Source organism: Bacillus sp. RC240, from assembly GCF_044907945.1.
GTDB classification, from domain to species: domain Bacteria; phylum Bacillota; class Bacilli; order Bacillales; family Bacillaceae_G; genus Bacillus_A; species Bacillus_A mycoides.
Window position 1 is genome coordinate 583078 of the sequence record NZ_JBIYCT010000003.1, and the last position, 15516, is coordinate 598593.

A 15516-nucleotide genomic window follows, 5' to 3' on the forward strand; every position below is an offset into this window, starting at 1 on the left:
CCCCCTCAAAGCATCGGCTTTAAGGGGGTCCTCTTAGTATTTTCTCTCTTCATACAATCGATTTGCTTTATATGAAAAAAAGAAAAACATACCAATCGCAGCTGGGATAAACAACCATGAAATGCCCCTCATTAATGCAAATGGTGTTTCAAATAAGAATGATCCTAAAAATGCTGCACCGTGCATATCCCATAATCCTGGTGTATAGTATAAGTCTTTCGGATTTAAAATCGCTCCTAAATCAATTGTATTATTAAACATAAATAGGATTAGCAGCGGCAAATAACATATCGCCACTTCTAAAAATGTCTTAGATAGACGCTTGTACTTCCCTGCTCGTGACATTTGATCTGAAAAAATGTCATCTTCACTTTCTTCATCTACCTTTTTAAAATATTGCGTACCAGACCACCATTTACCGGCTATATGCTTCCAGCCACTATCTTCAAATAATGTACAGTAATTAATAAAATCTTTTCTTCTATTAAATATTCTATGATCTATTTTAATTGTCGTATCTTCCGGTTCTGCGATTCTAAATTTATAACCGAATGTATTACTTTTTAGTTGATAGCCTTTCCAAGCCATCTCTTCTAACCATTTTTCCTCTTTCTCAAAGTCTAAAAAGAATTTCAATCTCCACATCTTCGCTTCCCCCTAACTATACATTTAATAAGCTTTTTGTAACCCCAATAATGTGCTGCATTCTCATAAAGTCTAAATGTAATACTTCTTTCCCCCGCTCAGTAATGACATACACTTTTCTTCGTTTATCTTCACTTTTTACGGATTCTATTAATTGTTGCTTTAATAAATTTTCAACCGCACCATACAATGTACCCGCCGCAATTTTCACTTGATGATTACTAAGTTCCTCCACCTTTTGCATAATTAAATACCCATGAGCCGGCTCCAGTAAAGCTAAAAGAACGTAATACGTCGTTTCCGTTAATGGTAAATTTTTATCTCTATTCATAAAGACCTCCAATGTAACGATAGATATATAGCCAAACTATATAGTTCGACTGTATATGTCAAATTAAGGTATAAAAAAACAACCTAGATCCTTCATGGATCTAGGTTGTTTTTAATAAGTAAACGTAATCGTCACCAAAGAATATCCTTCTTTTGCATTATACGGCTCAGCTTTATAAGAAACACGGTTCGCTCCTTGCGGATAACCGATTTCTCCAATTACTTTTTTCACATCTTGCAATGCGCCATCCATTGATTGTTTATAAAGAATTTCAATCTTTGCTGACTTTGTGCTATAACGTTGCTGCATTTTATTTTTGAATTCATTATAGTTATTTGCGATATATTCATTTCCTAAATAATTTAACTTTGTATCTTTCAATATTTGCTGATATGCAGGTGTTTTCGTACCACCTGTCGCAATTTTATTTGTTAATGTACTATAATAGTTTGTTGTAGCTTGCGGATAGTCCCCTCGGTTCCACTCATGATTTCTTGCAATTTTCTCATCTGATAAGTTGAAATAAGAATATGTTACGCGGCCTTGTTCATCTGGCACCGGATCATCGAATGTTGTATCAAGGTGATACCATTTGTTTTCGATTTTCACCAAGTTCCAAGCATGAGGCTGACCGTCTCCAGTTCCTACTACAAAATGATTCTCAATTCCAGCTTCTTTTAATAATTGATAGGTTAATAGTGTGTAACCTTGGCAAACGGCAGAACGATTCGCGAGTGCCTCATATGCTGTATACGCTTTATAAGACGTATCGTAAGAAACATGTTTTACAACATAATCATGAATTGCCTTCACTTTTTCATGATCATCCATTCCCGTTTGAATAATAGAAGAAACGATTGCTTTCGCTTGTTTCATCACATATTCTGTTTGTTCTTTCGTTTCGCGATATGTAATCTTTAACGTAAATGTATAATTTCCAGGGGATCCAGAAAGTCCATATGAAACATTCGACCTATTATAATTTGTATACTCATTTTTACTTGCGACTTCTTTATACGCGTTAAAAAGTGTATTCATTACTTCTTCCTGATTACTATTTTTCGTTTTATATGGAAGTGTAATATTCGTTTCGTACGTATTAATACGTGTTTGCACTTCATTTTTGAATGCTGCTAATAATGCCGCATCTCCTGTATCTTGCACCGCAACCTCAGGCTTTTTATATTTCAATGCATTATATAAAAACTGTGCATACTGTTCACGCGTTACCGTTTTAGCTGGTTCAAATTTCCCGTCTCCTGTACCAGATGCAATCCCGTTTGACTGCACGGCACTAATCGCATTTTCTGCCCAAAATCCATTTGGAACATCATTAAATGTATGTTTTTGTTTAGCTGAAACTTGGAACGCATTTTTAATAATTTGCGCCATTTCTGCGCGGCTAACAGAATCTTTCGGTCTAAAACCGCCATTTCCATCACCTTTAAAAATCCCCAATTTCGTTAACGTTAAAACCTCTTCCGGAAACATTGTAGAACCTGAGCGAATATCTCCATACGGATTATTTAAAGTAGACCCATCTTGTAATACATAACGAGCACCATCATTACTAAACGTACCGCCTTGCTTATTCGGTACTAACACACGATAAATTAAAGCTGCAACTTGCTCCCTCGTCGCAACATCACCAAAACCAAACATCCCATTTCCATAACCTGAAATAATATTTTTGCTCGCTAAGTCTTTAATCGCAGGATAGGACCAGTGCGATGTAGGTACATCGGAGAAAGTACCCGCTTCAGAAGCTTTCATCTCACCAATATTTGTATATAATAAAGCGCTACCAATAAGCGTTAATGACGTAATTGATTTTAATAGTTTTGTGTACATAATGCATTCTCCCAATACGTTCTCTATTTGTGTTATTTTTTGTCGAAAAATCTAAAAGACTATGACAAGAAACATTATACAATTAAAACTTTTCGGAGGATATATTAAATTTCAAAATATGCAAAAACTCATATTACTATAGTGATTCGTACTGATATTATGCTATTTTACTTGCGAATATATAAAGTGAAACTTTAATCAGTGGGGGTTTTGTTCATCCCCCACTGATTATTAGCCCGCACCAATCGGGCGTTTACGGGCAGCAGGGCTCCCACCTAACTTCTTTGCTCCAGCCGCATTTTAAGGTGTGAGTTTTACTGCCCACAAATAGCGGGATAAATAAAAAGAAAAACACTAATGTAACATTGTAAATATACATATCGCTTTTTGAGCTTTTATTTCGCTAAAATGTAGCCTAAAAAACAATGCTATCTCCATTAAAATCACAATATAATCCTGAGAACATACCTTTTAACATGATTCATTGTAATTAACTTAACTTTTTATTTGCTAAGAAACTTTGCAACAGAACCTAGTAAAGTCTCAAAAAATAACTTATTATCAATCAATATTTAGTAAAAATATATTAATTCTTTAGAATTTATTTAATTTTCATTATTATTTATTTAAGGTTATCCTTTATATTTATAATGTATTTATTTGAATTTATCATATTGAGGCAGAGTTTCACATGACTATAAGCAATTCGAAAAATGGAAAAAACAAGGTCCCCATTAGATTAATTATACTGTTTTTTTGCGTCTTTTATCTATTTATATTAATTACTATGCAGCTAAGAAAAGTACAATTCATTGATGGATATACATATAAGAATGTAGTTAAAAAACGAGAGAATACGACAATTAATATTACAGTTCTGTGCGGGAAAACTTGGGTAAATTCAAAGGCATTAATACGGCAATTGATTGGGATCGTAATTACGGAAATGGTAACATATGAAAACGATGGAGAGAGGAAATAAAATGAATTTAGTGAACTTACGTCCTAAACAGCGGTCTAAGTATCGCATTCTACTAGGGACATGGTATTACTCTACAAAGAGGTACATTCAGTGGTTAGCAGATGGAAAAACATATGCAAAAACATTTCAACAAGAAAAGTTACCCTATACTGCGATTCAGCACCGAACGATACTACTTCGTAAGCTCAAAGATGTAGATATGTGGTATCAACAGAATAAAGTTGTTAATTTGAAGATTGCTATTAAACAACTAAATGGTATCGTCATTAGACCGGGAGAAACATTCTCTTACTGGCGTTTAATAGGTAAGCCTACGAGGAGAAAAGGGTATGTAGAGGGCATGATACTACACTATGGATCTTTTCAAGCAGGCATTGGAGGAGGGCTTTGTCAGCTTTCAAATTTAATATATTGGATGACCTTACATACACCATTGACAGTAACAGAGCGATATCGTCATAGTTTTGATGTCTTTCCTGATTCCAAGCGGACCCAACCATTTGGAAGTGGAGCGACTTGTTCTTATAATTATTTGGATTTACAAATCAAAAATGAAACGGACCAATCGTATCAACTTCACCTTTATATTACAGATAAGCATTTAGTCGGTGAGTGGAGAATTGCCCATCCGCAGCTTTATCAATATGAAGTATATGAAAAAGAACACTCAATCCAATCTGCATACTGGGGTGGTTATATACGACATAATGTTATTCAACGTAAAGTATATAATCAACAGAAACAGTTTATAGAAGACCAATATGTAACGGAGAATCACGCTATAATGATGTACGAACCATTATTAGCTTATAATAATGAGGAGGGTAAGTGAAGGTAACCTTGGTGTATCAAGTATTTTTGTCTAGTAACACACTACATGCCTCTCTTCATATAATTAATAGGCACAACCCTTTTTGCAACATAACTTTTTCTTGTTAAAAAACTTTGTAACAGAACCTCTTTTTAGGTTCTAGTGTGAAAATAAAAGGATGTGATAATTAATTTTTTCTGTACATCATAAAAAATCAATTATCAAATTCTTCTTTAAATGGTCTTAAGGATAATAACAATACAATTATACTTATCATTTCTTACAATCAAGTCTGATAAGTATTTTGTAATTTAATAAAAATCTCGTATGAGAATGTATTTTTGCTCATGCATTTCAATTAATTTGAATCATGCTACATAAATCTATTTTGATTTCTCGACATATAAATCGCTGCTATGCAGAATATAACAGGACCACTACTGACTTTCTCCCTTTGTTTTACATCTCTCATGTGGAAGGAAAAGGAAATTATCTGACGATATTATTTCTCGTTTTTATTGAAAATGAATTTTATATCTTCCTTTCCAATGAACTGGTTCCTAAACTAAACTGCCACGTTTCTAGAATAAGAAAAGAGCTGTCCATAAGTCAGTTTCACCAACTTATGGACAGCTCCTCTTAGTTTCACCTTATTCTATCGATGAATCCAAACTGCACCTGCAGATTTGTCTTCAGCTTGACCTACTACTTCAAACTTCAATCCTAGTTTCGGCAACTTACGTCCTGCATCTGGAATTGCACTGTTGATGTACTGCTTAGAGTCATCAAATTTTGCAACGCCTGGTAATCCTTTATAGTCAAAGATACCGCGAGTTGGCGAATCTACTCTCCATGCTGGCGTTTGATCAAATGAGAATGCCGCATCGGCAATTTGATAACGCGTACTGCTCTTCACAGTCGGTTGTCCGTTTAATGTACCTACGATTGCCTCTGGATGAGAATCTACTACTCCTAAGAATCCTTCACCTGGATGAACACCTACCCAGTTATCTGTAAAGCTTTGATCCGCATACCATACAACCATTCCTGTATTAAAGACTGGACCACGCGCATGTTGTAACGCCGTGTCAGAACCAGCGTAATTTCTCCACTCTACATAGTAGTTATTTTTTTTCTGTTCCAATCCGTTAGATACAGTAAATCCTTTTAATGTCATTGCTGGTTGACCTTCTGCATCATCTGAGAAAACAACTTTTCCATCTACAGTTAATGCAGCATTATCTAACGCAAATCCTTTATAAGCTACTGCAATATCTGTTAAATACTCAAATTGCAGTTTTACTTTTTTCCCTTTAAATTGGCTTAAATCGTATGATTTATCAACCCACTTACCATTAGTTGTATCCACGCCGTCTTTTACATCTTTTTCGCCCATTCTATCAATACGTACCTTCGTTCCATCTTCTGCAATCGCATATACGTCAAGGAAATCATACTTCGCTTCAAGTTCGTAGAATGCCTTATAATCGAACTTAGCATCCTTTGCATTTGTTAAGTCAAATACTGGTGTCTCAAGTGTTGTATGAATGTCATTTCCTTTTGTGCTGTAATAAAACTTCTTACCAAATGCCGCTTCGATATTTTTAATATCTTTGTCTGGCAAGTTAACACGAACGATTCCTGGTCGTTTTGATTTTGTAACACTTTGATCTAAATATGTTGCAACACCGACTCCCGTGCGAAGTTTATCATAATCTACCTCAACGATATTCGCCCAGTTGCCATTCATATTCTTTTGGAAAAACTCTTTATTTTGTGGTGAAAAACTTGTTGGCTCTGTTCCTGCAATTTTTCCAGCCCAGCTACCACCACTCATAATAGACCATGACTCAATAGGTTCACCTTGTCCTGAGTACTTCGTATCGTACTCATCTGGTAAGCCTAAATCATGACCATACTCATGCGCAAACACACCAACCGCTCCATCTTCAGGCTCGATTGTATAATCGTATGCAGCCATCTTTCCGCCCCAATTCGAAACAGAAGATTTTGTGCCATCAATCGCATATGGTTTTGATCCAAGTTTTGAACGATGAGACCAAATTGCATCATCTTTCAATTTACCGCCGCCAGCTTCTTGACCCACGCCAGCATGTACAACCATTAAATGATCAATAATGCCATCTGGCTCGTTTTTATTTCCATCACCATTTTGATCGTATTGATCATATTGGTCATAATCAGCTAAGTTAATTCCTTTTGCTACCGCTGCTTTTAATGCTTCTTTCACAAGATCGCGCGGCCCTAAAGGACCTTTGTTATCATGACCAGTGCCCGCATCCGCACCATAATCTGAAGCTTTCCCTGGAACAGTAAGCCATTCCGTTACAGTTCCATCAACTGTGTAGCTGCCGCCAGATTGTTCTTCATAATATTGTTTAAATGTATTAATCTTCGATCCATCAAATAACGTAAATGGTTCATCACCAAATAACATTTTTTGATAATGTTCACGATTAAAGTCCTTAGAATACATGTATCCTGGCTCTTGATCAATATTGTTATGCTTAAAATCGCTAAATTCTACAAGTAAAACAAGTACTTTATCTTTTCGAACAGCACCGTTGTACTCTTCTTGCTTCGCTGGTGCAGTAGGGACTTTTCCATTTAATTTACTAGAATTCAATCCCGCACCTGGTCCAGCTACTGGCCCTACTGTTGGCTGCTGCGCCTGTTCATTTTCCTTCATTTTTGCATCTTTTACTTTTTTCATAAAATCAGAAGCTTCTTGCGTAAGACTATCTCCTGTCAAGATTTCTTTACCAGGGTTTTCCCCTTTCTTTTTCTCAACATATTTTTCGACAGCCTTTGACGTCTCAGCTTGTGATGCAGATTGATCAATTACGCCCCGTTGTTTTAGCGCTTCTGCCAAACGCTCCTCCGGTATTAAATGCTCATCTATTGGTAGAGATGATGGCGAATCAGCATACGCCGCATGACTTCCAAAAGCAAAACTACTACTTAGTACTGCCGCTGTTGCTAAAACTGATAATGGTTTTAACTTCTTATTCTTTTTCAATGCATTTCCTCCCCAGTGTCTGCAAATTATCGTTTTTTTTGCCGATAGCAACATAATATTCTCTTTATAGAGAATATTCAATGTTTTTCAACAATTAAATATTGAGAAATATTTTTTGTGCAGGGTGGAATGCGTAGGATAAGAAAATACAAAACTTCTACTAGTTTATGTTTTGCACATAACCATAAAGTGGGGTCACTCGTTCTTTTGTTTTGATGGCGATAGAATAGTGCTAGGAAAGGCAAAGAAATAACAAACAGCCCAAGTTCCTCATTGGAACTCGGGCTGTTTGTTATTTGAATGAATACTTTCCATATGGATTCTTATAAAATTTTGAATCAGTTTATGTAGATTCACTTTACAAAAAGGCTGTTATTTATTTTAAGTGCAATAGTCATATTCGCTCGATTCACTTACTTTTTTGCAATAAGTAAATGATCACCACCTAAGGAATCCGATTGAATTCTTTTTCTATTTATATTCTAATTACCTTTTAAATTATCAGAAAATTATTGAAAAAGTTTTTTTCTTTCAATATATCACTCTATCACACTTAATTTCTTGCTAGTATATACATACCAATATACAAATAAACATAGTAGAAAGTGGGGAGAATGATGGTAAGTCACCTAAAAACAAAAGATATGATCACACAACTTTTAAATAATTGGTATCAAGAGATACGTGCCCAGCACCTAAAAGAAGCAACACACTTAAAAGACGAAATTGATAAATACATAAATAGCATTAATGAAGATTCAAATTTACTATTCCATTACTCACTTCTTACTTTTCGCTTTAAAGTTCTGCTTGATCATTTAAGCATTACACCAACAAGCTTCCAGACAATTGATTCACTGGATATACCCAAAAATGAATCGTTGTCTTATTATTATCACTTTTTCAAAGGGATTCACGCCACACTAATTTCAAACAACAATGAAGCCTGGGAATACTACGAAAAAGCCGAAACGCTATTACAACATATTCATGACGATCTTGAAATAGGCGAGTTTAGCTATCGTTTTGCTAACTTCTATCTTCATACCTATCAACCTCTATTAGCAATTCAAAATGTGACTAAAGCTAAAGAGATTTTCTCTAAACATAATGGTTATGAAAATAATGTTGCCGCTTGTGAGAACTTATACGGTTTAGCATGTATTGATATAAAACAATTCCCTGTAGCAGAAGAAAAATTTAATTCTGCAATAGATATTTTACGTAAAAATAATGAGGATTCCCTAATATTAAGAGTCCGCAGTAATTTAGGTTTTTTATATAGTAACCAAAACTTATCCACTTTAGCAATTCGACACTTATCAGAAGTAACAACTAAAACTCCGGAGCATTTTAAAGCCCTTTTCCTTGAAGCTAGAGAACATTTCAAACTCGGTGAAGTTAATCAATCGGCCGAGTTGATCGAACGAGGGTTGGCGATTTGTGAGCAATTAGACAATAAAGAATACCTATATCATTTCAAAATTTTAGATTGTATGAATAAAGGTGTTCCAGCTACTATTCTCGAAGAATTATCTTGGGAAGCTATCTCATTTTTTGATAAGCAAAAACTATTTAATTACACACAAGAATACACTGAAAAATTAGCAATCAAGTTTTACGAAGAAAACGACACTGTAAAAGCTAGTAAATACTTTTATATTAGTCATCAAGCTAAAGAAAAAACTTTCGAAAAAGGAGCGTTAAAATAATGAAAAAACTTTTTGGAACGATTTTAGGCTTAGCACTTTCAGCTGCTTTATCTATAGGGTTAGCATTCCCTTCACAATCAGATTCTAAAGAACAGGTTAATTCGACTAAATCTAGTACAATTATGTACATGCAATCCAGCCACGGTGACTCCTGGTAATATAAAGAGATTCTATATCATGAATTACGAAAAGGGCACTCCCTCAATGGAGTGCCCTTTTTTAAACATCATATAGCAGACTACTTATTAACTTCAGCCCATTTAACCTTGAACTCCGCACCGAAATCATTTGCTTCTAAGCCACATTAATATACCATTTCACTAAATTTAAAATCCCCTCCACCTTAAGGTAGAGGGGTTCTTCTAATTTCTATTTCAAACTACCCGAAGCCTCCGTAAAGATAACCCCAACCTGCATCAGGGTATCCTAAACTTTTCCCAGCAACTACAGCTCCTCTAACGAACGATCTTTCACCGATAAAATGTGCTATCTCTTCTTTTTCCTATATTTGCACCAAAACCTTATTTTTTAATCAACATTATTTAACTGACTCTACTTGTTTCTCTAATTCTCTTCCAAGGAATTTAGCAAGCTCAAGCATACCAAATTGATTCGCTACAGACTCTGCGTCAGAATTATAGTTTGTGTTTGTATTAATATCATACGTATAAATTGTTCCATCCGAACTGCGAATAAATTCAATACCAGCAACGGTAATTTTATTTTCTTTCAAAAACTCTTTGTACTTTTCAATAATTGGCTCTTGGAAGTCCGATATAATTTCAAATTTTGTTGACGACTCTTTCTTACTCTCTTCTCCTACTGGGCAAAAAGCATCTTGAATAGAGCATACATCTGCCGGGCAAAGCTCAAATCCTTCTGATGTATCTACTTTAACTGCATATACAAACTGACCGCCTACAAACTCACAACGTGTAATATATGGTTCTGGCGCTTCAATATATTGCTGGATTAAAGTAATTCCATCAATAGGTTCTTCAAATGTCGGACCATCCAAATATTGTTCTAAAGCATCAATGGAATGAAACAGTTGAACACCAAGGCCTTTACCTGCACGGTTATGCTTTGTAATGAACGGTACTTCCCCTAACTCCTTTGCTGCTTTTACTATATGATCACGGCCAACAGCACCAATTGTTTTCGGCACTTGTATCCCAAATTTTCTTAATGCTGCATATTGATTCAATTTACTTACTTCAAGACGCAATGCTCGAGATCCATTAAATACTGTTCGCCCGTATCCCTCTAACCAAGCAAGAACTCCTTCAGTCAACTCAGGTGCATATCGATGCCCTCTCGTATGTGAAGAAGCACTCATGCGGCTATAAAAAACACCTTGGGGAGGTTCTTGTTCTAACGAAACAGTTCCTTCATCTAAAAACCACTCCTCATAAGGTAACTCCAGTTCTTCCAATCTTTTCACCAAATGATCCGTCCATTCCTTATTTTCATGTAATATGTAAATTTTACTCATTTGTAATCAATTCCTTTCTTTTTGCTTCAACTAATGGCATCACTTTTTCAGAAAATCGTTTCATTTCTTCAAGCTGCGGTGAAAATTGTAAAAGTAATAACGTAACACCCACTTTTTCAAAAGCAAGTATCCTTCCTGCAATTTGTTCTGGTGTTCCGATTAAATTAGGACGTAACCCGCGATTAGATACGGAATAATCATTTAGCTTCACTTGCTGTTCCAAATGCGATTTACTAATAAAATCTTGGTAACCCGCGTAACCTAAAGCATCGTCTTTCACATCCGTTATGCGTCTCCATTCCTCTAACGCCTCTTCTTCTGTATCACGACAAATGACGTAAGCCGCGAGCCCGAATGACTGCAATGGCTCCTCTGTGACTTTCTTTCTACGATTCTTCATATCTTCTATTTTCACAAATACTTCTTCCACTGTTCCGCCATGCATTACATATGCATCCGCGTGATTTACAATTACTTCTTTTCCTCGCTCACTCTCACCACCTGCATAGATCTTAATGCCTTGTTTCTGCACAGGTTTTGGACTTAAATGTGTATGATGAAGCTCATAAAAGTTCCCTTTATAAGAAAACTCTTCTTTTTTCCAAAGCTCTTTCAAAACTGTTACAAATTCCTCTGTGCGATCATACCGTTCATCATGTGCGGTAAATACCCCGCCGTACTGCCTCGTTTCTTCTTCCCACCATGCTGAAACTACATTCAATGTAAAACGACCATTACTTAATTGATCTATATTCGCTGCCATTTTCGCTGTAACTGCTGGATTGTGGAAGCCAGGTCTTACAGCTGTCATAATCTCTAATCGATCCGTTACTGCAGCAAGTGCTGCCGCAGTTGTCCATGCTTCTAAACTTGGTGCTGAAACACCTTTTATATCATTTAAATTTAATTCTGCTATAAGTGTTGTTGAAAAACCTAATTGTTCTGCCGCTTGCGCTGTTTGTTTTGCATACTCAAATGTAGGCGGCATAGATTCATCATCTACATTTCGAAGCCATCCCCCAAAAATCGGTAACCAAAAACCGTACTCCACTACCTATTCCCCCTTTAACTTTTAGCCATAAAAAAAAGCTACTCTTATCGAAATAAGAGTAGCCTTCTTGACTAAGTGAACCGCTCTTATCTTTCAGGTGTTTCTTCACCTGCAGGATTTGGCACCTTTCGTCTAAAACGAGGTTGCCGAAGTTTCATAGGGCCCGTCCCTCCACTTCTCAACATAAGAATTGTTTGATTTCCATTTATTATAATCATCAGAATAATAAAACTCAATACTTTAATACTTATTTTTCCGATAAACATTAAATGATATATGAAAAACCATATTGTTATAGAGATTTATAAGGGTATTATGTTGTTTTACCTACGAATATATAAAGGGCTATGTTGTATCATGTCGAAAACATCATTTATAACCAAGTTTCTTTACTTCTATCTTAAAAACACAGAAAAATAAATATCAATCAAATGAGGTGTTAGTAACATGAAAAATAAACGATGCGAGAATTGTGGTTCTACTACATTTAAAGAAGGAAGGGTTGGATCTGCTTATCATGCATATGTTTGTGAGGATGAATCTAGTAGATTCTTTTCAGGAGGGAAACGTTCCAAACTATTAACCACATTTTGTTTAGAGTGCGGTGAGGTGCAATCATTTAGAGTTGAAAAACCGGAGATATTTAAAGAATAAAATAATACTAATTACATATTATGCAGATGTTTATTAATGATACAGTAGGAATGATAACAACGGACGATTTCGCTACAACTAGAGTAAATACACCAATCATATTAATAAAAAACAAGAATAAGGTGTCTAAAAGACCCCCTATTTTGAGCCAATAATGAGACATTATGTTAATCTTAATAGAATCTCTTTATAATATGTATAGTTGCACAAAATTGAGAAACTTAAGGAGACAGATAAATTTTATGAGGAAATTATTCATATTACTTACTTTAATTCTAGTATTAGCCAGTGTTACGGCTGCTTGTACACAAGATAAAAAAGATAGTGCCGTTGAAAATGGTCCAATAGAAGAACCAACCGCAAAAAATGAAAATGAAGAATTAATAAATTTTGAAGAAAAAGAAGATATGAGCCGCTTAGAACAAGGTATTTTATTAGTTGGTGAGAGTGTTAAAGGAGGCTATTACTCGGCCACCGTTCAAAGTGCATATTTAAATGCTAACAACGATTCCGTCGTTGTTAATGTCTCTGTAAAAAATGTACGAGGTCAAATGATTGGACTATCAGAATTAAAATATAACTTAAAAGATGAAAAAGACGGAAAGGCCTATGAAGGCAAGGTGCTTGACCAAAACCCTTCTGATATACAAGTTAAACCAAATGAAACGGTAGAATTAAAAATAGCTTTTGAAGTAACAAGTACCGCAGATGAATATATGTTTTATATTGAAAGCTCTTTAGAATCTCTAGGAGCACACTGGAAAATCGATAAGCTGCAATCACAAAAAAACTAAGTCTCAAATACAATTTGATTGAAGAAATCTCTCAAATAAGCAAAAAGCACCGAAAGAAGTCTTCTACATATCAACTATATAAAAGTCCCTCCGCCTTAAGGCAGAGGGACTTTCTAATTCCTATTTCAAACTACCCGCAATCTCCGTAAAGATAACTCCAAGTGCATGTGCACCTGCATCTGGATAGCCTAAGCTTCTTTCACCAACTGTACCAGCGCGGCCCATGCGAGCTACGATTTCTTTCGTATACTCTGCGCCTTTAACCGCTGCTTCTGCTCCTTTTTCAAAGGCAGTTTTCATGTCTTCTTCGTTTGAAGCGCTAGCTAACCAAGAGTCTACACATGGAGCAAGTGCATCAACAAGTGTTTTATCACCAACTACCGCTCCTCTACCGAATGATCTTTCACCGATAGATTGTATGCCTTGAAGTGCTGCTTGTAACATTTCAGCAAACTCTTTTACTGTTAGCTCACGTTTTTCGCCTGCTTCTTTACTAGCTGCACGGAATGCACCGCCCCAAATTGGACCAGAAGCACCGCCGCAATGTTCCATAATAATCATTGAACAACCGTTAAGGAATGATCCGATCGTTACGTTCTCTTGATCTACAATAGAATGCCACTCACGTTTTAATTGCTTAAATCCTTTTGCCACACTCATTCCGAAGTCGCCGTCACCTGCATGTGTATCCAACTCGCAGAACGGTACTTCATTTTTAATAATAATGTCGCTCATTTTATCAACTAGATAGATCATGTTATTTAATGTAATGACATTATCTTTCATAACAGCGTGTTCTTCCGCTGTTTCTAGTTCAAATGAAACTTCCGTCTCTTCTACATCTTCAAGCACATTCACGTACTCTACACTCTCAACTGGTCCATCTACTTTAAATGCAGGTGTATTGCACTCTTTCGATAATAACGTTTTTAGCTCGTCATCTAACTTCATCACTGTTAAAGACATACCAGCCATATCGATACTCGTCATATAGTTACCGACGAATACTCTATTAATCTTAATATTTCTAGCAGCTAATTCTCTCGTAACTGCATTATTAAATAGATAAAGTTCTTGCAGTGGTGTGCCGCCAAAACCATTTACAAGAAGCGCAATTTCCTCGCCATCTTTTACTCCTAAATCTTTTATTAAATCATTTGTCATACGGTTAGCTAATTCATCTGCTGACATCGTTTTTTCACGTTTAATACCTGGTTCACCGTGAATACCTACGCCGTATTCCATTTCATCTTCCGCAAGTGTAAAAGTAGGTGATCCACTTGCTGGAACTGTACAAGAAGTTAATGCTAAACCGATTGTACGCACGTTAGCCGCTGCTTTTTCCGCTACAGCTTTCACCGCTCCTAAATCCATTCCTGCTTCCGCTGCTGCGCCGGCAATTTTATGCACTAAAATAACTCCCGCAACACCGCGGCGTCCTACTGTATACAGGCTATCTTCTACCGCAATATCATCGTCTACTTTTACGTAGTCGACTTCAATTCCATCTTCAGTCGCTAAATGTGCACCGTTTTTGAAATTCATAATATCGCCGCTATAATTTTTAATAATTAATAACGTACCTTTTTTACTAGCTGTTTCTTTAATTGCTTGATAGACCTGAATTTGCGAAGGAGAAGCAAACACATCTCCGCACACTGCCGCATCCAGCATACCTTTTCCGACTAGACCTGCATGCGCTGGCTCATGACCACTACCGCCGCCACTAATTAACGTTACTTTATTTTCATTCATTTCTTTCTTTTTAATCACTTTATATTTTTTCAAAAACTCAAGCTCTGGATGAGCCATCACCATTCCATTGCACATTTCCATTACTAATGTTTCTGGTTTGTTTATAATCTTTTTCATTGTGATTCTCCCTCAATTCCTTTAATATATTGTGATATATTTGAAATCTTCTTCTTACTACTCATGTTAAAATGAAAGCGTTTTATAGTAAACGGACAAAATGGACAATCTGTCTAAAGACACCGCTCTCATTTATCCCGCATTAACGGGCAGTAAGACCCCCACCTCAAAATGCAGTGAAAGCAAAGAAGTTAGGTGGGAGATCAACTGCCCGTAAATGCCCGATTGGTTCAACTAATAATCAGTGGGGGGATGAACCTCCCCACTGATTAAAGTTT

The 15516-nt window shown here is 36.0% G+C and carries 12 protein-coding genes and 1 riboswitch; of the genes, 5 read left to right on the top strand and 7 right to left on the bottom strand.

What is annotated here, in order from left to right:
- Positions 1-33 precede the first annotated feature (33 nt).
- The 3 genes from ABH955_RS14735 to ABH955_RS14745 all read right to left on the bottom strand — a co-directional run bounded on the left by ABH955_RS14735 (position 34) and on the right by ABH955_RS14745 (position 2827).
- Positions 34-645, bottom strand: a complete 612-nt coding sequence (locus tag ABH955_RS14735) for a DUF2812 domain-containing protein (RefSeq protein ID WP_404455659.1) — start codon at positions 643-645, stop codon at positions 34-36.
- Positions 646-661: 16 nt separating this feature from the next.
- A complete protein-coding gene (locus ABH955_RS14740) occupies positions 662-976 on the bottom strand; it encodes a PadR family transcriptional regulator (RefSeq protein WP_001078071.1) in 315 nt (104 codons plus the stop codon).
- Between the two features lie 111 nt (positions 977-1087).
- Positions 1088-2827 (bottom strand): S-layer homology domain-containing protein, encoded by a 1740-nt coding sequence (locus tag ABH955_RS14745; RefSeq protein ID WP_404455656.1) that lies wholly within the window; start codon positions 2825-2827, stop codon positions 1088-1090.
- A 983-nt stretch (positions 2828-3810) separates the two neighbouring features.
- Here ABH955_RS14745 and ABH955_RS14750 point away from each other — a divergent pair.
- Positions 3811-4641 (top strand): VanW family protein, encoded by an 831-nt coding sequence (locus tag ABH955_RS14750; RefSeq protein WP_044741177.1) that lies wholly within the window; start codon positions 3811-3813, stop codon positions 4639-4641.
- Between the two features lie 634 nt (positions 4642-5275).
- On the opposite strand, the gene ABH955_RS14755 is transcribed toward ABH955_RS14750, so the two are convergent.
- On the bottom strand, positions 5276-7660 hold the full coding sequence (locus ABH955_RS14755) for an immune inhibitor A domain-containing protein (RefSeq protein WP_242311204.1): 2385 nt from the start codon (positions 7658-7660) through the stop codon (positions 5276-5278).
- Positions 7661-8277: 617 nt separating this feature from the next.
- Here ABH955_RS14755 and ABH955_RS14760 point away from each other — a divergent pair.
- A complete protein-coding gene (locus ABH955_RS14760) occupies positions 8278-9372 on the top strand; it encodes a response regulator aspartate phosphatase (protein WP_404455952.1) in 1095 nt (364 codons plus the stop codon).
- Entirely contained in the window at positions 9372-9530 is a 159-nt protein-coding gene (locus ABH955_RS14765) for a hypothetical protein (RefSeq protein ID WP_002087237.1), read from the top strand. Before ABH955_RS14760 ends, ABH955_RS14765 begins: the two co-directional genes overlap by 1 nt.
- A gap of 380 nt (positions 9531-9910) precedes the next feature.
- On the opposite strand, the gene ABH955_RS14770 is transcribed toward ABH955_RS14765, so the two are convergent.
- Positions 9911-10867 carry an ATP-grasp domain-containing protein gene (locus tag ABH955_RS14770; RefSeq protein ID WP_404455652.1) on the bottom strand — a complete coding sequence of 319 codons (957 nt, stop codon included), beginning with the start codon at positions 10865-10867 and terminating at the stop codon, positions 9911-9913.
- Positions 10860-11918, bottom strand: a complete 1059-nt coding sequence (locus tag ABH955_RS14775; RefSeq protein ID WP_404455649.1) for an LLM class flavin-dependent oxidoreductase — start codon at positions 11916-11918, stop codon at positions 10860-10862. Before ABH955_RS14775 ends, ABH955_RS14770 begins: the two co-directional genes overlap by 8 nt.
- 83 nt (positions 11919-12001) lie before the next feature.
- Positions 12002-12108: riboswitch (SAM riboswitch) on the bottom strand.
- A gap of 257 nt (positions 12109-12365) precedes the next feature.
- On the opposite strand from ABH955_RS14775, the gene ABH955_RS14780 reads away from it, so the two are divergent.
- Both ABH955_RS14780 and ABH955_RS14785 read left to right on the top strand, forming a co-directional pair.
- Entirely contained in the window at positions 12366-12572 is a 207-nt protein-coding gene (locus tag ABH955_RS14780; RefSeq protein WP_002035364.1) for a hypothetical protein, read from the top strand.
- A 242-nt stretch (positions 12573-12814) separates the two neighbouring features.
- Positions 12815-13366, top strand: a complete 552-nt coding sequence (locus ABH955_RS14785; RefSeq protein WP_085309522.1) for a DUF4352 domain-containing protein — start codon at positions 12815-12817, stop codon at positions 13364-13366.
- A 120-nt stretch (positions 13367-13486) separates the two neighbouring features.
- Here ABH955_RS14785 and dhaK read toward each other — a convergent pair whose 3' ends face one another.
- Positions 13487-15238: a dihydroxyacetone kinase subunit DhaK gene (gene dhaK, locus ABH955_RS14790; RefSeq protein ID WP_404455645.1), complete on the bottom strand. Its 1752-nt coding sequence runs from the start codon at positions 15236-15238 to the stop codon at positions 13487-13489.
- Between the last annotated feature and the right edge of the window lie 278 nt (positions 15239-15516).

Bases quoted from the DNA above. Each gene is read 5' to 3' on its own strand.
- ABH955_RS14735 (WP_404455659.1), bottom strand. From the start codon at position 645: ATGTGGAGATTGAAATTCTTTTTAGACTTTGAGAAAGAGGAAAAATGG.
- ABH955_RS14740 (WP_001078071.1), bottom strand. From the start codon at position 976: ATGAATAGAGATAAAAATTTACCATTAACGGAAACGACGTATTACGTT.
- ABH955_RS14745 (WP_404455656.1), bottom strand. From the start codon at position 2,827: ATGTACACAAAACTATTAAAATCAATTACGTCATTAACGCTTATTGGT.
- ABH955_RS14750 (WP_044741177.1), top strand. From the start codon at position 3,811: ATGAATTTAGTGAACTTACGTCCTAAACAGCGGTCTAAGTATCGCATT.
- ABH955_RS14760 (WP_404455952.1), top strand. From the start codon at position 8,278: ATGGTAAGTCACCTAAAAACAAAAGATATGATCACACAACTTTTAAAT.
- ABH955_RS14765 (WP_002087237.1), top strand. From the start codon at position 9,372: ATGAAAAAACTTTTTGGAACGATTTTAGGCTTAGCACTTTCAGCTGCT.
- ABH955_RS14770 (WP_404455652.1), bottom strand. From the start codon at position 10,867: ATGAGTAAAATTTACATATTACATGAAAATAAGGAATGGACGGATCAT.
- ABH955_RS14780 (WP_002035364.1), top strand. From the start codon at position 12,366: ATGAAAAATAAACGATGCGAGAATTGTGGTTCTACTACATTTAAAGAA.
- ABH955_RS14785 (WP_085309522.1), top strand. From the start codon at position 12,815: ATGAGGAAATTATTCATATTACTTACTTTAATTCTAGTATTAGCCAGT.
- dhaK (WP_404455645.1), bottom strand. From the start codon at position 15,238: ATGAAAAAGATTATAAACAAACCAGAAACATTAGTAATGGAAATGTGC.